The organism is Paraburkholderia caffeinilytica (assembly GCF_046030355.1).
Lineage (GTDB): Bacteria > Pseudomonadota > Gammaproteobacteria > Burkholderiales > Burkholderiaceae > Paraburkholderia > Paraburkholderia caffeinilytica_B.
This window is the reverse complement of the sequence record NZ_JAQQCQ010000012.1, coordinates 188,371-209,872: the sequence shown is the minus strand read 5'-3', so window position 1 is coordinate 209,872 and position 21,502 is coordinate 188,371. Positions and strand designations below refer to the sequence as shown.

Here is a 21,502-nt window from a genome sequence, read left to right as displayed (position 1 = left end):
CCGGTGCGGATCGAGTCCTCGCCGAAATCACGCCTCATCCCCTGATGAGACGGGAGGCCGGCCTTCCCGAGTCCGGTCTCCTCGAGCTTGCACGATCCGAAACCGGGCCGTGATTTCTCTCGAAGCGAAATATTAACCGATAATGATTCTCATTTCCAACCTAATTCCTGGAATCGAAAGCAGATAATCGGAAATGTTATGTAATTGAAAGCTTTTAAATAACCGGCATGCTGCGCCGGTTACGTGATTACGTAGTTATGTCGCCGAGGCACGGCGGCGCAGCATCAGTACGACAAGATAAGGACCACCGATCAGCGTCGCGACGAGCCCCGCCGGCATTTCCTGAGGAAATGCGATCTGCCGGCCCAGCCATTCGGCGAGTCCCATCAGCAGCGCACCGACGAGCGCGGCGACGCCGATTTGCGCCCCCGCCTTACGCGCGCCCGAATAGCGGGCGATATGCGGCGCGACGAGCCCGACAAACGACAGCGGACCGACCAGCAGTGTCGCCGCAGCGGTCAGGAACGCCGCGAGCACCAGCACCGCGGCTCGCGCGCGCGGCACCGGCACGCCGAGGCTCGTCGCCGTGGTCGCGCCGAGCGCGAGCGTATCGATCCAGCGGCCCAGCAGCGGGCCGAGTACGAGCGAGAGGAGCGCGATCGCACCCGCCGCGTAGGCGGCGCCAGGCTCCACGTCGTAGGTCGAGCCGATGATCAGGTTGAGCAGCAGATCGCCGCGCGAATCGCCGCTCGCGAGCAAGGCGCTCACGACCGCCTGGAACAGCGCACTGATCGCGACGCCGACCAGCAGCATGCGCTCCGGCGCAAACGATGCCCGTGCGCCGAACCAGACGACCAGCGCGAGCGTCGCGAGCGCACCGCCGCCGCAGCCGATAAACAGCACGAAGGACGTCGGCGCGAGCCCGAGCAACAGTACGACGAGAATGCCGAGCGCCCCGCCGGAACTCACGCCAAGCAGGTCCGGACTCGCCATCGGGTTCGTGGTCACGCGCTGGATCAGCGTGCCGGCGACGGCAAGCAGCACACCCGCCGCGAGCGCCGCGACCAGATGCGGCAGCCGCCAGAACGCGAGCGCTTCGATCTGCGCGAGGCTGGCGAGCCGCCAGCCGTCGGCCCCACGCGATACGCAAAAGCCGAGCGCAATTACCAGGACGAGCCCGGCGATTGCCAGAGGCAGGCGGCGAGCGAGCCGCCCGTGCGGCACCGGCGCGGCGGCCGCCGCATGCAGATCGGGCTGGCTGCGCAGCCGCGGCAGCATCAGCAGCAGGAACGGCACGCCGACGAGCGAGGTCACCGTGCCTGTCGGGACGAGATGCGCGGAAAACAGTTCGACCGACGACATGACGCGCACCAGTTCGTCGGTCGCCCACAACAGCGCGGCGCCGATCGCCGGCGCCCACGCGAGCCGGGCACCGAGCCGGCGCGCACCCGCGAGGCGCGCGAGCATCGGCGCGGCAAGCCCGACGAACGCGATCACGCCGACCGTCGACACGACACAGGCGGTCAGCACGAGCGCAATCAGCAACGCGGCAAACCGCATCCGCTGCAGCCCGACGCCCAGGCTGCTGACAGTCGAGTCGCCCGCCTCGAACACCGCGAATGCGCGACGCAGCAACAAGGTGGCGAGGCCGCACACGGCGACGGCCACCGTCAGGAAGCGCGTGTCCTGCCAGCCGGTTTGATCGAGCGCCCCGCCGCCCCAGATCATCAATCCGCGCAACAGATCGAAATGCGACAGCGACAGTGCGAGGCTGATTGCGCCGCAGTACAGGTTGACGACCATCCCGGACAGGATCACCGCGAGCGACGCCATCCGCTGCCGCGCGGCAAGCGCGAACACGACGAGCATCGCGAGCGCGCCACCCGCCAAGGCGATCACGGGCCGCCCGAGCGCGAGCCACGACGGCGCCCAGAGTCCGGCGATCATCAGCGCGAGATAGGCGCCCGGAAAAATCCCCAGCGTCAGCGGCTCGGCGAGCGGGTTGCGCAGCACCTGCTGTGTGAGCGTCCCGGCAAGCCCGAGCGCGCCGCCGCAGAGCAGCGTCATCGCGATGCGCGGCAGCAGGCTGTCGCGCACCAGCACCTGATGCAGATCCGTGCGATCCGGCGCAAACAGGGTTGTCCAGAACGACGCGCCGTCGAGCTGCGCGTGGATGCTGAAGCCGGCGAGCACGAGCGCGACGACGCCGAAGCCGGCGACCAGCGCGAGCCGGAAATCGCGCGCGGGCGCGAGCGGGGATGATGCCATGAGATTACGCAACACCGCCGCCTCCCGCTTCGATCAGGGTGAGCGCCGCATTCACGGCGCGCACGAAACGTTGCATCGACACCAACCCTCCATAAGGCGCGATCACGGGCAGCGTCGTGACGCGGCGCTCGCGAACCGCCGGCACCGCCTGCCAGATCGCATTCGATTCGAGCCCGTCGCGCAGCGCGGGCGTGACGGGGCCGACGAGCAGCAGGCTCGCCTCGCGCGCGTCGACGAGCCGTTGCAGCGGCACGAGCGCGTACCCGCCTTCGGTCGGCCACGGACGCCCGCCGTCACGCGGATGCGCGGCGTTCGCCGCATTCACGACGCCGATCTGGCCGAGCATCTCGTCGAACAGGCTGCCGCGTCCGTACACGCGCAGATGGCGGTCGTCGACCAGTTCCGCGACCAGCACCGGCCGCGCGCGGCGCGCCGGTTGCGCGGCGAGCGACGCGCGAACTTCGCCGGTCGTGCGCGCCGCTGCGTCGATCAGCGCGGCCGCGCGTTCGGGCCGCGCGAGCCGTGTCGCGAGCGTTGACGTCTCGCCGCACAACGCACGATAAGGGTCCGGCGCGTGGCGGTAGAGGCCGAGCGTGAGCGTCGGCGCAATCCGTTCGAACCAGGGCTTCGCGGACGCGTGGCCGGCCGTAATCACGATCAGGTCCGGCGCGAGCGCGAGCAGCACCTCGAAGTTCGGCTGGTATAGCAGGCCGAGATCCGCGACGCCGGCAGGCAGCGGCGGATCGATGATCGTCTCGCGATACCAGTCGGGCAGCGACATCCCGACCGGCACGACGCCGAGCGAGAGCAGCATCTCGCCGAGCTCCCAGCTCATCACGACGATCCGGTGCGGTACCTTGCTCGCCGCACTTGCCGTGGTCCCCGCAGCGGTGCTTGCAGCGCCGCTTGCCACTGCGGCCGCCGCCGCGTTCGCCCCCCGCATGCCGAGCACCGTGCCAAGGCCCGCGACGCCGAACGCCGCGACCCGGGCAAGCGCACGCCGGCGCGCCGCATCGGGCGCACGGCAATACGACCTCCGCGCGCTCATTGCGGAAATCCGATCAGATGACCGCCGACCGGATCGGTCATCACGCCCATCGGCACGCCATAGATCGCCTCGAGCGCGTCCGGACGCATGATCTCGTCCGGCGCGGCCTGCATCAGCAGCCGGCCGCCGCGTAAGGACACGAGTTGCGTGCAGAAGCGGGTGGCCATGTTCACGTCGTGCAGCACGACGATCGCGGTCATCCCGCGCTGCTCGCACAACGAGCGGATCAGTCCGAGCACTTCGAGCTGGTGGCCGATGTCGAGTGCCGATGTCGGCTCGTCGAGCAGCACGCAACGGCTGTTCTGCGCGATCAGCATGGCGAGCCACACGCGTTGCCGCTCGCCCCCAGACAGACTGTCGACCGGCCGGTTCGCGTAGTGTGCGACATCGGTCGACGCCATCGCTTCGTCGACCCGCTCGTGATCCTCGCGCGTGAAGCGTCCGAGCACACCGTGCCACGGATAGCGGCCGAGCGCGACAAGTTCGCGGACCAGCAGGCCGTCCGTCTGCGGCGTGTATTGCGGCAGATGCGCGACCTGTTGCGCGAAGCCGCGATGCGGCCAGCCCTCGAGCGGTGCGCCGTCGAACAGGATGGTGCCGCGCGTCGGCGGGTGCAGACGCGCGAGGAGCCGGATCAGCGAGGTCTTGCCGGAGCCGTTGTGGCCGATCAGGCCGATCACTTCGCCAGCTGGCAGATCGAGCGTGATGTCGTGCAGCAGGACCTTGTCGCCGATCGCGAAATCGACGTTCGACAGGCGGTAGAGCGAGGAGTCGCCGGAGGTGTTCATGTCAGGAGCAGGTTCATCGTGAATCGTGGGAGGCGGAGCGCGTGCGCCCCGCTGCTATCGTTATCGGTCGTTGTCAGCGGTTATCAGCTGTTGTTGACCGCTTGAGCGGTCCGTTGAAGTGGTTCACGTCATGACGCGGCCGCCGGTTTCGTTCGGCGTCCTCGCGGCGAGCGCGCCTAGCCGGCGCAACACGTCGTCGTGCAGCGTCGGGTGTAGCGCGATTCCGCTGTGCGTTGCATCGATGTCGCGTGCCTCGAATCCGCCGCTCGTGTGGGCGCTCCAGTCGAACTCGCGCATCGTCGACGGCTCGCGCGCCGCGCGCCAGAACGTCAGCGGCAGGTCGACATACGGCAGCGCATGATGGATCCGCAGCCGGTAATGTAGCGCGTCGAGTGCCGCCGCCCGCTCGAACAGCGGCTGCAGCCATGCACCGTCCGGCTGCGTGTCGAGCCAGGCGTCGAGGCCCGCGCGCGCGTCGTCCGGCGGCAGGCTGGCATCGTGGTCAGGCGCACCCGTCGCGTCCGGCGTGTTCTCCGCATGCGTCGCGGTATCAAGCAGTCCAACGAAATCGACGTCGTGTCCGAGCGCGCGCAGTTGCGCGGCCACCGTCACCGCGAGCCGTCCGCCGAAGGAGCGGCCGAGCAGCCGGTACGGCCCGTGCGGCTGTACGCGCAGCACCTGCTCGACACAGCGCGCGGCGAGCGTCGCGAAGGACGCCGGCAGCGCGTCCGTCGCGAACGCCGGATCGCCGAAGCCGGGCGAGCGCAACGCGACGACCGACGCGACACCTTGCAGCGCCGCCGCAAGATACCGGTATTCGCCGACGAGGCCAAGCCCCGGATACAGGCAGAACAGCGTGACGGGCGCGCCGCTGGCATTGAGCGGCTGCACACAGGGATCGTCCGAGGGGCAGAGTTCGGCCTCTGCGCGAAAACGTTGCCGCCATAGGTCGTAGGCCGCGTGCGCGGGGGTGTGGCCGGCGGATGCCGGCGCGGGCGGCATCGCCGCGAACAGGCTCGCGGCGGCGGACGCTGACGCCCCTACTCCGCCATGCTGGTCGGAGGTGATCGCCGTCGCTGCATTTGCTACCCCGGCGCGCTGTGCGGACGCGATCGCCGTTGCTGCATCGGCCAGTCCGCCGTGCTGGCCGAACGTGGTCGTGGTTGCTGCACCTGCAACCACGGCGTGCTCGCCGGATACGACCGCCGTTGCTGCATCTGTCACCTCGCGGTGCTGGCCAGACGTGATTGACGTCGCTACATCAGCCCCATCAACCAGCGTACGCATATGCGCGTCAAAAGCGGCCACGAGCCGTTCGAGCCGCGCCGCATCGAACAACGCCTCGGCCGCGCTCCAGTCGAGCTTCAGGCTGCCGTTGGAAATCAGCCCGTTCAGATCGAGCACGTGCCGGGGCCCCTGCCCGCTCCGCGTGTCATCCGTGCCGCTGCCGCTGTCTTCGTCGGCGAACGTGAAGCGTCCGTCGCTCAGCCGTTCGTCGAAGCGGCCGAGATAATTGAAGCCGACCGTGGTGGCCGGCAACGCGGCGAGCGCCGCACGCGACGACGCGAGGCCCGCATAACGGAACAAGTTGTAGTGCAGCCCTTCGGCGGGCAGCGCGTGACGCGCGGCGCCGATCGCGCGGCGCGTCGCGTCCGGATCGCGCCGTGCATCCCGTGCATCGATGTGCAGCGGATACTGCGTCGTGAACCAGCCGACCGTGCGGGTCAGGTCGACACCCGGCACGCGAACGCCGCGCCCGTGCCCTTCCAGTTCGACGATAACCGGCAAGTCGGGCAGCACGTCCGCGCACGCGTGGGCGAGCGCCGCGAGCAGCACGTCGTCGATTCGCCAGCCGGCATGGGTCAGCCGCGCGGTCGCGGCGGAATCGAGCGTCCATGCGAGATGTCGCGTGCCGCCGTCCGGGAGCGAAACGGGCGCGCTCCCGGCGCGTGTTCCGAGGCGGGCCTGCCACCACGGAATTTCGGCGAGCAGTTCGGGTTGCGCCGCATAGTCGGCGAGGCGCCGCGTCCAGTCGCGCCAGCTCGTCGCCGGGCGCGGCAGAACGACCGGCGCACCATTCTCACGCGCGGCGTCGTAGGCGGTCAGCAGATCGTCGAGCAGGATTCGCCACGACACGCCGTCGACAACCAGATGGTGGACGACGACCAGCAGGCGCGCGCCATCCGCCGTCGTCATCGCGGCGGCCCGGATCAATGGGCCGGCCGCAAGGTCGAGACTGGCGTGCACACGGTCCGCGTGCGCGGCGATCGCGGTTGCGGGATCGGCCGCCTCACGCAGATCGATTCGCTCAAGCGCTGCCTCCGCCAGCGCGGCGGACGCCGGCACGATTGTCTGCGTCCACGCGTGCGTCGCCGGATCGCGTGTGAACCGCGCGCGCAATGCGTCATGGGCGTCGATCACGGCCGCGAGCGCGGCGTGTAACGCGTCCATGTCGAGCGTTTCCACACTCTTTAGTAACACCGCCTGGTTCCAGCGCGCCGGCGCGTGCGCAAAGCGCTCGAAGAACCAATGCTGCATCGGCGCGAGCGGCGCGTCGAGCGGACCATCGGCTGCATCGGTAGGATCGGCTGCATGGGTTGCATTGGCGGCCAGTGCGCGTGCGTTGTCCTGTGTGTCGTCCGATCGCACTGCGACGCGCGCGAGCGCGCGCACCGTCGGATGTTCGAACACCTGCCGCGCGGTGACGATCCAGCCGGCCGCGCGCGCCTGCGCGATCACGCGCAGGCTCGAAATCGAATCGCCGCCAAGCGCGAAGAACGCATCGGTCACGCCGAAATCGGTACGGCCGAGCACGGTCTGCCAGACCGCGAGCAGCGCGGTTTCGAGCGGTCCGTCTGGCGGTACGGCACCGGTGTCGACTGTATCGTCCGGCTCGGGCAGCGCGCGACGGTCGAGCTTCCCGTTCGGCAGTGTCGGCAGTGCGGCGAGCGCGACGCACACCGAGGGCACATGCGAGGCCGGCAGCGTCGCCGCGAGCGCTTCGCGCACCGCGTCCGGCGCGGCGTCGCCGGTGTAGTACGCGACGAGCCGCTTGCGTTCGCCGTCGCCGCGCAACTCGACGACGCCTTCGCGCACGCCGGCCGCGCGCCGCAAGGCCGCCTCGATCTCGCCGAGTTCGATGCGATGACCGCGCAGCTTGATCTGCTGGTCGAGCCGGCCGAGGAAGTCGATCGTGCCGTCCGTGCGCGCGCGGCACAGGTCGCCGCTGCGATAGACGCGCGAGCCGGGCGCACCGGTCGGATCGGGCACGAAGCGTTCGGCGGTCAGCGAGGGACGGCCGAGATAGCCGTGCGCAAGCGTCGGGCCGCCGATGCACAGTTCGCCGAGCGCGCCATCCGGCGCGCGATTGCCGTCGAGGTCCGCGACGTACGCGTGGCGCGACGGATAGCAGTGGCCGATCGCGACGATCGCGCTCGCCGCGTCAGCCGCGCCGACCGGGTGATGCAGCGCGGCGACCGTCGTTTCGGTCGGCCCGTACAGGTTGTCGATGGCGACGTGCGCGAGCGGGCCGGCGAGCCACTTCGCGAGCGCGTCGCCCGGCAGCGCCTCGCCGCCGACGGTGATCTGCCGCAGCGACAGGTCCGCTGCGGCGGGCAGCGCGATGCGCCATTGCTGCCACAGCGCGGTTGGAATCCGCGCGAAAGTCACGCGCTCGTCGATCAGCGTGCGATTGAGCGACGCGAGTTCCCACGCCTGCGGACCCCGCATCACCACGCGCCCGCCCGCGATCAGCGCGGGCAGCAACTCGTGCAGCGCCACGTCGAAGTTGATCGTCGACGATTGGAGCACGACGTCCGATGCCGCAATTCGGTGAGCGTGCAGGAAGTCTTCCAGATGCAGCGCGAGCGCGCCGTGCGAGATCGCGACACCCTTCGGCGTGCCGGTCGAACCGGATGTGTAGATCACGTAAGCGAGCGCATCGGGGTGCGTCGCTGGGAACGCAGGCGCGGAGAGAGTGTCGTTGGAGTCGGAGTCGGAGTCGGAGTCGGAGTCGGAGTCGGAGTTGGCGGTGACATTGGCATTGGTATTAGTGCTGGCACTGGCGGCGTGAGTGCCTGTGCTCGTGCCGGTGCTGATGTTGGTGCCGACCAGTGCAGCGTCCCGCGCGCGCAGCGCATCAATCGCGCGCAACGGCGCGAGCAGTGCCGCCCAGCGCGCACGCGTGCCCGGATCGACGATCACACGCATCACCTGCGCATCGCCGATCATCTCGCGCAGACGTGCCTCCGGGTAGTCCGGATCGAGCGGCACGAACGCACCGCCGGCCTGCCATACGCCGAGCAGCGCAGCCGGCAGTGCAAGCGAGCGTTCGAGCAATAGGCCAACACGCTCGCCGGGCACGATGCCGTCCTCGCGCAGCGCGGCGGCGATCCCCGCAGCCCAGCCGTCGAGTTCCCCATAAGTCAGCGCCGCTTCTTCGCAACGCAACGCGACGCGCGACGGGCATTGCCGTGCGCGTTCGGCAACACGGTGGTGTGCAGGCACGAACGGACCACGCGGGATAGCGTCGCATGCAACAGCTTGCGCGCGCGAGGCCGCCAGATCCGCGACGCGACGCGACGGATCGGCGGCGATCTGGCTCACCAGCGCGACGTAATCGTCGAGCAGCCGCTCCGCGGTCGCATCGACGAAGCGATCGCGCGCATACGTAAGCGCGAGTTCCAGCGCACCGTTCGCGCCCCGGTCGCGCGTATTCAATGCGAGATCAAAGCGCGCGGTGGCCGCCGTGGCGACAACGGGCGCGGCGACAAGGCCGTCCGGCAGCGGCGCGAGCGCGCCCGCCGTATTAGCCGTATTAGCCGTATTAGCCGTATTAGCCGTATTAGCCGCGTGGACCGAATCGACCGCGAGATCGAACATCACCTGGAACAGCGGCGAGCTGTCGAGATCGCGTTCGACCGCGAGCGCGTCCACGAGCCGCGCGAACGGCACGTCACGATGCGCCTGCGCGTCGAGCACACGTGCATGCAGCGCGCGCAGCAGCGCGTCGAACGGCTGCGCGCCGTCGAGATCCGCGCGCACGATCAGCGTGTTGACGAAGAAGCCGACGAGCGACTCGGTCTCAGGCCGCTCGCGCCCCGCCGACGGCACGCCGATAACAACCGTGCGCTGTGCGGCGTAGCGGCCGAGCAGCACGCCGTATGCGGCAAGCAGCAGCGTGAAGAGCGTCGTGTGGCCCTCGCGCGCGATCGCACGCAGCCGGTCCGCGAGCCTGCCGTCGAGCGTGCGGCGCGCCACGCCGCCCTCATGCGAACGTTGCGGGCGCGGCGGCAGGTCGCGTGGCAGCGTGATCGAGCCCGGCGCGCCATCGAGCGTCGCGCGCCAGTGATCGAGCTGTTGATCGAGATGGTCGGCGGCGAGCCACTCGCGCTGCCATTGCGCGATGTCCGCAAACTGCACGGGCAGCGGCGGCAGCACCGCGCCCTGATAGAGCGCGAGCAGATCGCGGAACAGCACCTCCATCGACCACGCGTCGGCAACGATGTGATGCACGACAAATTGCAGCACGCGCGTGTCGGGCCCGGTGTCGAATACGCCGACCCGGAACACCGGGCCGCCGATCAGATCGAACGGCCGCCGCGCGGTATCGCGCAGGGCGTCGGCGAGCGCGGCGTCGCCTTCGACCGTGCGCTGCTCGAATCCATAGCCGGCTGCCGACGCTGGCGCCGGGTATTGAACCGGCAGTCCGTCACCCGCATCGAAGCGCAACCGCAGCGCCTCGTGCCGCTCTACCAATTTTTGCAACGCGCGTTGCAGCGCGTCGACGTCGAACGGGCCAGTGAGCCGCAGCGCATGCGTGATGTGATAGCCCGCATGCGCGGGATCGAGGCACCACAGAAACCACAGGCGCTCCTGCGCGGGCAGCAGCGGAAAGCGCTCGGGGCGGGGCGCGAGCGGCAGCGCGGGCAGCGCGGACGTATCGAACCCCTGCGCGCGGGCGCGGGCCCGAAACAGCGCGCGCTTGTCCTCGGGAAGCGCCGCGTACTGCGTTGCAATGCGCCGGGCGTCGCCATGTCGGGCGTCGCTACGCCGGGCGTCGCCACGCTGCGCGGCTTGAGTGTTGTCCGTCACGTTCTATCGTTCCAGTTGTCCATTGCCGCGCGGCGCGCGACAACGGGATGGCGCCAGGCGATCCGCGCCCGGCGCCGCGGGTCAAAGCGAATCGAGCAGATCCTGCAGGCCGTCGAGCGCGTTCTGTGTGCCACTTGTCGAGCCGTTCGTCATGCCCTCATCAGGTGCCGCGCCGTCGAGCTGCGCGGCGAGATCGGCGACCTTCGGATGAGCGAACACGAGCGCGATCTCGACCTTGAGGCCGAGCGCATCGCCAAGCCGTGCGGCACCGCGCACCGCGACGAGCGAATGGCCGCCGAGCGCGAAGAAATCGTCGTCGATACCCACTCGCTCGACACCGAGCACGTCCGCCCAGATCTGGCAGACGAGCGCCTCAGTCGCGGTTCCGGGCGCCGCGTAGGCGTCGGCGTCACCCGCCGCGACGGCCGGCAGCGCGGCGCGGTTCAGCTTGCCGTTCGAAGTCCTCGGTAACGTGTCCAGCCGCACGATCTGCGCGGGCACCTGCTGCGCGGGCAGACTGTCGGCGAGCCGCGCGCGCAGTGCAGCCGCCTCAACCTCACCCGTCACGAACGCGACGAGCCGGCGTGCGGTGCCCTCGCCCTGGATCTGGCAGGCGGCGTCGGTCACGCCGTCGAGCGTGCGCAGCGCGACCTCGGTCGCACCGAGTTCGATCCGGAAACCGCGCAGCTTGACCTGCTGGTCCGCCCGGCCGAGCGATTCGAGGCGGCCGCCCGCGCCCACGCGGCACAGGTCGCCCGTCCGGTACACGCGCGCGCCCGGCGGCCCGGACGGGTCCGGCACGAAGCGTTCGGCGCTCTGGCCCGGACGGCCGAGATAGCCGCGCGCGAGATTCGCCCCGCCGATGCACAACTCGCCGATCCCGTTCTCCGGCACCGGATTGCCGTCCGCATCGAGCACCAGCAGCGTGGTGTGTTCGAGCGGCGCGCCGAGCGTGATCGGTGCGCCCCGTTCGTCGAGCCGCGCCGCGCTCGACCAGATGGTCGTCTCGGTCGGTCCGTACAGATTCCAGAGGCGCGCGCCGTTGACCTGCAGCGCGTCGGCGAGATCCGGCGGCAGCGCCTCGCCGCCCGACAGCGCGACGAACGGCGCGCGCGGCAGCCAGCCGCCGTCGAGCAGCATGCGCCAGCCCATCGGCGTCGCCTGCATCAGCGTCGCGCCGGAGGCGTCGGCGAGTGCCGCGAGCCGGCGTCCGTCGACCACGGTCTCACGCGTCGCAAGTTCGATGGTCGCGCCGGCGATCAGCGGCAGATACATTTCGAGCCCGGCGATGTCGAACGACAGCGTCGTGACCGCGAGCCACACGTCGTCGCGCGTCGGGGCAAGCCGCGCCTGCATGCTGTCCAGGAATCGCGTGAGCGCGCCATGCGTCACGCCGACGCCCTTTGGTCGCCCGGTCGAGCCCGAGGTGTAGATCACGTAGGCGAGTTGGTCCGGCACGATTGCTGCGCGCTTCGCCGGTTCGATCAGCCCTGCGGACACAGCGGACACAGCGGACAGAGCGGCGCCGACATCGAGATTGCCGCCAACATCAACGTCGATGCAGCGAGGCGCGCCGCCCAGTCCCGCGAGCCGTTCATGGCCCACTTCATCGACGACGGTGCAGAGGAGCCCCGCGTCGTCGATCATCCCCGCGAGGTGGGCGTCCGGATAGGCGGGATCAAGCGGCACATAAGCGCCGCCCGCGCGCATCACCGCGAGCACCGCGACGATCATCGAGAGCGAGCGCGTCACGCACACGCCGATCCGCGCCTCGTGCACGAGCCCAACTTGCGTGAGGCGCGCAGCGAGCGCGTCGACCCGCGCGTCGAGTTCGCGATAGCTGAGCGCCGCGCCGTCGCAACGCACCGCGAGTGCGTCCGGCTGCCGGCGCGCGGTTGCCGCGATGCGCGCGTCGACGGGCACGAACGGCAGTACCGGCGCGTCGCCGCGCTGCGCGACGGGCCGTGCGTCCAGCGTGAAATCGCGAAGCCGCAGCGCGGACGTATCGGCGCTTTGATCGGCATTCCTATCGGCGTCGCGCACGAGCTGTTCGAGCAGCGCCAGATAGTCGCGCGACAACCGTTCGACCGTGGTCGCATCGAACAGGTCGGCCGCATAGCTGAACGTCAGGCCGATCTGCTCGCCGACCGATACGCCGAGCGACAGGTCGAACTGCGCGGCCGTGCGCTCGCCGCCGAACGGCCGCAGCCGCAACCCGCCGCTCGTCTCACGCTCGGCCGAACCGCCCTTCACTTCCAGATTGAACAGCGCCTGGAACAGCGGCGTGTGATTCGCTGCGCGAACCGGTTGCAATGCGTCGACGATCTGCGCGAACGGCACGTCCTGGTTGGCCTGCGCGTCGAGCACGCGCTGCTTCACCTGGGCGAGCAGCGCGTCGAACGGCAGCGCGCCCGACAGCTCCGCGCGAATCACCGCAGTGTTCACGAAAAACCCGATGAGCGGCTCGACCTCGAGCCGTTCGCGGCCCGCGAGCGGAATCCCGACCCGGATGTCGCGCTGGCCGCCGTAGCGGTACAGCAGCGCGTGGAATGCGGCGAGCAGCGTCATGAACAGCGTCGCGTCGTGACGCCGCGCGTACGCCTGCAACGCATCGGCAAGCGGCCGCGCGAGCGTGCTTTCCAGTTGGCCGCCGCGCGCGTCGCGCTGGGCGGGACGCGGCCGGTCGGCCGGCAGTTCGAGCACCGGCTGCTCGTCGCCGAGCGTGGTGCGCCAGTAGTCGAGTTGCGCGCCGAGCGCCGCGGCGTCGAGCGTCTCGCGCTGCCAGACCGCGTAGTCGGTGTACTGGACCGGCAGCGGCGCGAGCGTGGCGGATTTGCCGCTGACAAGCGCGTCATACGCGGCGATCAGCTCGTCGATCAGCACATTCAGCGACCAGCCGTCGGCGGCGATGTGATGCAGCGCGAGCGAAAACACGTGCGCGGCGTCGCCCGTTCGCGCGAGCCGCGCGCGCAGCAACGGGCCGCGCGCCAGATCGAACGGCCGGTTCGCGCCGTCGCGCAGCCAGTCCGTGAGCGCCGCCTCGTCCGCCGAGGCGAACGAGGCGGTTTCCCACCCGGCGCGCAGATTGTCGTCGACGACGAGCCACGGTTCGCCATCGCGTTCGTCGAAGCGCGCGTGCAACATCTCGTGCCGCGCGACGACGCCATCCAGCGCCGCGCGCAGCGCCTGCTCGTCGAGCACGCCGTCGAGCTGCACCGCGAGCGACAGGTGATAGGCGGCGGACTCAGGTGCGAGCCGCCACAGGAACCACAGCCGCTCCTGGCCGTGTGTCGGCCGCACGTCGCGGCGCCCGAGCCGGCGTACCGGCGGCAGGCTGCGCGCGGCAGGCGACGCGGAGACGTGGAGCCATGCGGCAAGCGCCGCGAGCACCGGATGATCGAGCAGCGCGCGCAACGGCACATCGCGGCCGAGCGCGCGCTGCAGCCGCGCCGCCACTTGCAGCGCGAGCAGCGAGTGGCCGCCGAGTGCGAAGAAATCGTCGCTCGCGCCGACCCGTTCGAGTCCGAGCACCGCCTGCCAGACCTCGGCGACGATGGCTTCGAGCGGCGTCGCGGGGGCGACATACGCAGCCGCCACCGCCTCGAGCGAGGGCAGCGACTTGCGGTCGAGCTTGCCGTTCGGCAGCGTCGGCAGCGCGTCGAGCACCGCGATTGCCGCGGGCACCATATACGACGGCAGCGTTTGCGACAGCGCATCGCGCAGCGCGTCACCGTCCGGCACGGGGCCGTGCGGCGCCGCGACCACGTACGCAAACAGCCGCTTCGCGTCCTGCTCGCCGCGCACGATCGCGACGGCCTCGGCGACGCCCGGCTGCGTGACCAGCACGTTCTCGATTTCGCCGAGTTCGATCCGGTAGCCGCGTACTTTCACCTGGTCGTCGAGCCGGCCCACGTACGCGACGCTGCCGTCCGGCAGCCAGCGGCACAGGTCGCCCGTGCGGTACACGCGCGAGCCCGGCGGCCCGAACGGGTCCGGTGCGAAGCGCTCGGCGCTCAGCGACGGCCGGCGCAAATAACCGCGCGCGAGCGTGTCGCCGCCGATGCACAACTCGCCGATCCCGCCTTCCGGCGCGGGCATTCCGTCGAGATCGAGAATCCGGTACACGCGTGATGCGCGCGGCCGGCCGATCGGCACCGCGACACAGTCCACATGCGCGGGCTCGACGCGCTGATCTGACGACGTGATCGCCGTCTCGGTCGGCCCATAGTTGTTGATGAACGGCACGTCCGCGAGCGGGCCCGCGAACCATTGCGCGACCGCGGTGCCGGGCAGCGCCTCGCCGATCACCGTCACGCGGCGCAGCGCGAGGCCGGGCAGCGGCTCGGTTGCCTGGCGCATCCACTGCTTCCAGTAACCGGTCGGAAAATCCGCAACCGTCACGCGGCGCTCCACCAGCACGCGGCTCAGTTCGGCACCGCTCCAGATCGCCGGGCCGCGCATTTCGAGCGACGTCCCCGCCGCGAGCGAGCCGAAAATTTCCTCGATCGACGTGTCGAAGTTCACGGTGGTGAACTGCAGCACGTGGTCGTCGGGCGTCAGTTCGTTATCCGCAATGAAGTCGTCCAGATGCAGGCTCAGCGCGCCGTGCGTCAACGCGACGCCCTTCGGCCGGCCGGTCGAGCCTGACGTATAGATCACGTACGCGAGCTGGTTCGGCCACGGTTCGCCGGGCAGCGCAGCGTCCGTGCCAATGCGCTGGCCATGGCGCGAACGATCGAGCGGCCCATCGACACGGATCGCCTCGCAGCCGGCCGCGCCGATCCAGTCGGCGTGCGCGGCGTCCGTCGCCGCGTCGGTCAGGATCGTCGAGAAGCGCGCGTCCTCGCACATGTCGCGCAGCCGCTCGCGCGGATAGGACGGATCGAGCGGCACATACGCGCCGCCCGCCTTCAGCACGCCGACGAGCGCGGCGAGCAGCGCGGGCGAGCGCTCGATACACACGCCCACCGTCATGTCGCAGCCGACACCCGACGCGACGAGCCGCCGCGCGATCCGGGTCGCGAGCGCATCGAGCTCGCCATACGTCATTTCCATGTCGTCGCAGCGGATCGCGAGTGCGTCGGGACGCGCACGGACCACCGCATCGATTCGCGCGACGACAGACCGGTACGGATGCGCGGCACCGGGCGCCATCGCGGCGCCCTCCTCGCCGATCCGGCCCGGCACGCGCAGCGCGGCGAGCGTCGTGGCGCTGCCGTGCGCGAGTTGCGCGAGCACCGCCTCATAGGCATCCGCGACGATCCCGAACGACGCGTCGGGCAGCCGCCCGCTGTCCCAACTCCATTCCAGGCCGATCCGCTCGCCCGGCAGCACGCCGAGCGTCAGCGGATAGTGCGTCCGTTCGAACGATGCGGACGCCTCGACGGTCAGCCCGAGCGAGCCGTCCTTCAGCGCCGGATCGATCGGGTAGTTTTCGAACACGAGCAGCGAATCGAACAGCACGCCGAAACCCGCGCCCGCCCATTGCTGGATCGACGTGAGCGGCGTGTGTTCCACCTGCCGCAGTTCGACGTTCTGGTGTTGCAACGCGTGCAGCCAGTCGCCGAGCGGCCGGTCGGCCGGCACGTCGACCCATAGCGGCAGGCTGTTGATGAACACACCCTGGATCGCGGCGGCGCCCGGCAGATCCGAGGGCCGCCCGGCGACGGTCACGCCGAACGCCGCCTGCCGGCGGTTGCCGTGGCGCGCGAGCACGATCGCCCACGCGGCCTGAATCAACGTGTTCAGCGTGACGCCGTGGCGCCGCGCCGCGTCCGCGAGCGCGGCGGACAGGCCGGCGTCGAGCGTCGTCGCGCGATGCCGGAATGCCTGCGGCTCGTGGGCCGCGTGCGCAGCGCGCGCGGGCAGCAACGCGACGCTGTCGAGCAGCAGCGCGGGCCGGTCGACGCGCGCAAGCTGCGCGCGCCACCAGTCGCCCGTATCCGGCTGTGCGTCGAGCCAGTCGACGTAGGCGCCGAACGGCACGACGGGATCGAGCGCGGGCACGACGCCCTGGCGCGCGGCGACGTACGCGCGCGTCAGTTCGCCCAGCAGTTGTGACTGGCTCCAGCCGTCGGACAGCGCGTGGTGGTTAAGCCACGCGAGATCGTGCGCGCCGTCCGGCCGACGGAACATCGCGACATGCATCAGCGGCGCGCGATCGAGATCGACGCGACGCGGCGCCTCGTCGTCGAACCAGCGCGCGAAGGCGGCGTCGTAGTCCGCGCGGGTGCGCCAGTCGTGCACCTCGAACGGCACGGGCACAGCGGAGAGCACGGCCTGCAACATCGCCCCGCCATGCCCGCGGACGAAGCGCGTGCGCAGCACCGGATGCCGCGCGATCACCGTGCTCCATGCAGTGCGCAGCGCGTCGATATCAACGTCGCCGGACAGCGTCAGCCGCTTGCGATTCAAGTAGGCGCCGTTTTCAAGCAGGCTGTGGAACAGCAGACCCTGCTGCAATGGCGTCGCCGGGTACAGATCGTCGAGCGCCTCGTTTGCGAGGCCTAGCGCGTCGAAAGCCATGTCGTCGAGCCTCGCGCGCGGGAAGTCGGCGGCACTCGCGCGCGGCGTGGCGTGCTCGCAGTGCGCGACGAAGCGCGCGACCTCGCGGCTGAACGCGGCGACGAGCGCGTGCTGCCGCTGTGGCGACACGACGGCGGGATCGAAGCGCCATGAGAACGACAACTGGCCGTCGACGATCATCCCGTTCACGTCGACCGGATACACCAGCGGTTCGTCGGCGGGTTGCGGATTGCCCGACGCCTCGGTCGCGAAGCCGAACGGGCCGTCGGCGGCGAGACTGCCGTCGAACTGGCCGAGATAGTTGAAGCTGAGCCGCGGCGCGGGGAGCGCCGCGAGCGTGTCGCGCGTGGCGGTATCGCCGTAAGTGTGCAGCCAGCCCCACGACGCGCCGCCGTCCGGCAACGCGCGCAGGCGCGATTTCGTGCCGAGCAGCGCGGCCGCGTCAGCGGCGGGCGCGGGCAACCACGCCGGGTAGCGGGTCGTGAACCAGCCGACGGTGCGGCTCGGGTCGGCGTCGCCCTGCACCGGCACGTCGCGGCCATGGCCTTCGAGCGCGACGAGCGCGCCGTCGCCGCCGAACGTCGCGGCGGCTGCACGTGCGAGCGCGGCGAGCAGCAGTTCGTCGACGCCGAGCCGGTAGGCGCGTGGCGCGGCACGGCGCAGTGCGTCGGTTGCCTCGCGATCGAGCTTCCAGTCAATGACGTCGCTCGAGGCGGCGGTGCCGACGGGCGCGTCGAGGCCGCTTTGCGCCTCGCGCAGCGCCGCCTGCCACGCGGGCAGCGCGTGGGCGATCCGCGCTTCGGTCGCCGCATCGCGCTGGGCGATCACCCATGCGCTCCACGGCAGCGCCGGCTCGAGAGACGGCGCGCGGCCTTCGCGCGCCACTGCGTACGCAGCCTGCAAGTCGGTGAGCAGGATTCGCCATGACACGCCGTCGACCGCGAGGTGATGGATCACCAGCAGCAGACGGCCATCCGGCGTACCGTCGGCGAGGTTGGGCGTGCGCAGCGACACAGCGTTCACGAGCCGGCCCGCAGCAGGGTCTAGCGCGCGCTGCGCGCGTTCGCCCACTTCCGCGAGCGCGGCCTGCCAGCCCTCGCCTGCTTCGCGCAGATCGACCGACGAGACAATGCCGGCCGGTGCGTCGGCGAGCACGCGCTGGCGCCAGCCGGGGGAACGGGCCGCAGTGGCTGCGGTCGCATTTGTGTTTGCATTTGCGGCGTGAGCGCCGATGGCTGCGGTGGCGGTGGATTCGCCGGTCACGCCATCTTCATCCCGTTCGAAGCACAACCGCAGCGCATCGTGACGCGCGATCACTGCGCCGAGCGCGCGCTCGAACGCGGCGACGTCGAGTTCGCCGCGCACGCGCAGCAACACCGACTGATTCCAATGACGTTCGCCGTCCGGATAACGCGAGAAGAACCACGCCTGGATCGGTGTCAGCGGCAACGGCTCGCGGATTTCATCGGCCGGGCCGGTGAGCTCCAACGGCCGCATCACGGCCGCGAGCCGCGCGACGCTCGGCTGCTCGAATACCTGACGCGGCGTCAGCAGCCAGCCCTGCGCGCGCGCCTTCGCGATCAGTTGCAAGCTCAGGATCGAATCGCCGCCTGCGGCGAAGAAGTCGTCGTCGATACCGAGGTCGTCGCGGCCGAGCACCGCGCACCATAGCGCAAGCAACGTGCGCTCCGCGTCGTTGCGCGGTGCGGCGCGCGGCGTGTCGCTGCGCGCCTCTTCAATGGCGGGGAGCGCGGCGCGGTCCACCTTGCCGTTTGGCATCAGCGGCAGGCGTTCGAGCACGGCGATCGCGGCCGGCACCATATGCGCGGGCAGCGCCTGCGCGAGAGCCTGCTGCAGCGTGGCGCCGTCGAGCGGCGCGGCGTCCGCGCGCGGCACGGCATAAGCGACGAGCCGCGCGACGCCGCGCGTCGTTGCGAGCATCGCGACCGCGTCGGCGACACCTGGCTGGCGGCGTAACGCCGCTTCGACCTCGCCGGGCTCGATCCGGAAGCCGCGCAGCTTGATCTGCTGATCGAGACGGCCGAGGAAGTCGATCGCGCCGTCGGCGCGGCGCCGGCACAGGTCGCCCGTACGGTAAAGACGCGCGCCGGGCAAGCCGGCCGGATCGGGCACGAAGCGCTCGGCCGTCAGCGACGGCCGGTCGAGATAGCCGCGCGCCAGCGTATGGCCGCCAATGCACAACTCGCCGAGCGCGCCGACCGGCGCGTCATTGCCGTCGTGGTCCAGCACGCGTGCGCTGCGCGACGCGTACGGTGCGCCGATCGACACGATCGGCTGCGCCGTGTCGTCGGCGGTGGTCGCGCGGAACATGCACGCGACGGTCGTTTCGGTCGGGCCGTACAGATTCGCGACGCCGATGTGGCCGAGCGGACCGGCACGCCATTGCGCGAGCGCATCGCCGGGCAGCCCTTCGCCGCCGACCGTGATCTGCCGCAGCGCGAGCGACGCGGCCGGCGGCGGCGAGCGCAGCCATTGCTGCCAGTACGCGGTCGGCAGCCGTGAGAACGTCACGCGCGCGTCGATCAGATGACAGCTCGTCGTTTCGATGTCCCACGGCTGCGGGCCGCGCATCTCGACCTTGCCGCCGCACAGCAGCGCGGGCAGCAACTCGTGCAGCGCGACGTCGAAGTTGATCGTCGACGATTGCAGTTGGGTATCGGTCGCGTCGATGCCGTGCGTCGCGATGAAGTCGTCGAGGTGCGCGGCGAACGCGCCGTGCGCAATTGCGACACCCTTCGGGCGGCCCGTCGAGCCCGACGTGTAGATCACGTAGGCGAGCTGGTCCGGATGCGGATCCACCGCGCGCGGCGCGGCAGCGTTGGCGTTGGCGTTGGCAACATCGTCGAGCGCGTCGACCGCGATTGCGATGCGGTCCGCGAACAGCGCGCCGCATTGCGCGGCGGCGGCCGCATCGGTCAGCACGACGCGCACGCCGGCGTCTTCCATCATCATCGCGAGGCGTTCGGCCGGATAGGTCGGATCGAGCGGCACGAACGCGCCGGGCGAGCGTAGCGTGCCGAGGAGCGCAGCGACCATCCCGATCGAACGCGTCATGCACAGGCCAACCCGTTCGTCGGGCCGCACACCGGCGCGCGCGAGGGCGTGCGCGACGCGCGCCGCCTGAGCGTCCAGCGCCGCGTAGGTCGTGGCTTCGCCTTCGCAGTGCACGGCCAGCGCTTGCGGCTGACGCGCGACGCTCGCCGCGAAGCGCGCGGGCACCGACACGTAAGGTTTGAGCACAGGCGCGGGCACCCCCGACACTTCGTCGCTCAACGCGAACGCGCCGAGCGGCTGCGCGGCATCGGCGGCGATCTGTTCGAGCAGCCGCACGTAGTGATCGAGCATCTGCGCGATTGTGGCGGCGTCGAAGCGGTCCTCTGCGTAGGTCAGCGCGACTTCGAGCCCATGCGGGCGTTCGCGCGCGTCGAGCACGAGATCGAAGCGCGCGGTGCGCGTGTCGAGTTCGTGGTTGGACACGTCGAGGCCGGGCAACTGAATCGCGTCGCGATCCACGCCGAGATAATTGAACATCGCCTGGAACAGCGGCGTTTCGCCGAAGCTGCGCTGCGGCTGCAACGCGTCGACGAGCTTGGTAAACGGCAGGTCCGCGTGCGCGTGCGCTTCGAGCACGCGTTCGCGCACCTGCGCGAGCAGCGCCGCGAAGGTCGGCACACCGGCCAGTTCCGTGCGAATCACCAGCGTATTGACGAAAAAGCCGATCGTGCGTGCGACTTCCGGGCGCTCGCGGCCCGCCACCGGCACCCCGACGCGGATATCCTGCTGGCCGCTATAGCGCGCGAGCAGCAGGTCATAGGCGGCGAGCAACGTGACGAACGGCGTCGCGTCGGCGGCAAGCGAAACGCGCGCGAGCGCCGCGCGCAGCGTCTCGGGCACCACCCGCACGAGGCGCGCGCCGGCGCCGCTGCGCATCCCCGCGCGAGCCTGCGTGCGCGGCAGTTCGAGCACCGGATGCTCGGTGCCCAGACGGTTGCGCCAGTAGTCGAGTTGACGGCCGAGCGTGCCGTCGTCGAGCCATTCGCGCTGCCATTGCGCGTAGTCGCCGTATTGAAGCTCACGGGCCGGCGCGTCGGGCGCCGTGCTCGGCTCGACGTGCGCGCGATAGGCGTCGGCGAGTTCGGCGACGAACACCTCGACCGACAGTCCGTCGGAAACGATGTGATGCAGCGCAACGTGCAGCACGTAGTCGTCCGGTGCGAGCGCGATCAGGACGACGCGCAGGAGCGGGCCGTGTTCGAGGTCGAACGGCTCGGCGGTGCTGCGCGCGAGCAGCGCTTCGAGTGCGTCGGATACGTCGGGCGCTGTATCACTGGCGCTGGCGTCGAGTGCATGCGTTTGCCAGCCGTAATCGCGCGGACCGGGGCGCTGATACGGCACGCCTTCGATCTCCTCGAAGCGCTGGCGCAAGCTCTCGTGCGCGTCGACGACGCGATCGAGCGCCGCGCGCAGCGCCGCGACGTCGAGCCGGCCGCGCAGCCGCACGGCGCCCGTCACGTTGTAGGCCGCGCTCGCGGGATCGAGGCGCCACAGGAACCACAGCCGCTCCTGCGCGTACGACAGCGGGAACCGCCGGCCGGCATCGGGAAACGGCACGATCGGCAGACGCGCCGCGTCGATCCCGCGCGCCCGCAGACGGTCGCGAAACGCGCGGCGCTTGTCCACCGGCAACGCAACATAGGCCGCCGAGATGGACCGCAGGTCCATCGGCACTTCGCTCACTCTTTCACTCATGGATGATCCC

General features: G+C 70.5%; 5 protein-coding genes. All 5 read right to left on the bottom strand.

The genetic code is table 11. The annotated features are described in order from the left end of the window. Window positions 1-255: 255 nt before the first annotated feature. Window positions 256-2,268 carry a Fe(3+)-hydroxamate ABC transporter permease FhuB gene (gene fhuB / locus PQQ95_RS19760; protein WP_408439524.1) on the bottom strand — a complete coding sequence of 671 codons (2,013 nt, stop codon included), beginning with the start codon at window positions 2,266-2,268 and terminating at the stop codon, window positions 256-258. Between the two features lie 4 nt (window positions 2,269-2,272). Then, window positions 2,273-3,316 carry an ABC transporter substrate-binding protein gene (locus PQQ95_RS19755; RefSeq protein WP_408439522.1) on the bottom strand — a complete coding sequence of 348 codons (1,044 nt, stop codon included), beginning with the start codon at window positions 3,314-3,316 and terminating at the stop codon, window positions 2,273-2,275. After that, window positions 3,313-4,104 (bottom strand): ATP-binding cassette domain-containing protein, encoded by a 792-nt coding sequence (locus PQQ95_RS19750; protein WP_408439519.1) that lies wholly within the window; start codon window positions 4,102-4,104, stop codon window positions 3,313-3,315. The genes PQQ95_RS19755 and PQQ95_RS19750 overlap by 4 nt, the downstream gene beginning before the upstream one ends. Window positions 4,105-4,227: 123 nt before the next feature. Continuing rightward, entirely contained in the window at window positions 4,228-10,197 is a 5,970-nt protein-coding gene (locus PQQ95_RS19745; RefSeq protein ID WP_408439516.1) for a non-ribosomal peptide synthetase, read from the bottom strand. Window positions 10,198-10,278: 81 nt separating this feature from the next. Then, the gene (locus PQQ95_RS19740) at window positions 10,279-21,492 is read right to left on the bottom strand and encodes a non-ribosomal peptide synthetase (protein WP_408439514.1); all 11,214 of its coding nucleotides are present in this window, start codon (window positions 21,490-21,492) and stop codon (window positions 10,279-10,281) included. Window positions 21,493-21,502: the final 10 nt, after the last annotated feature.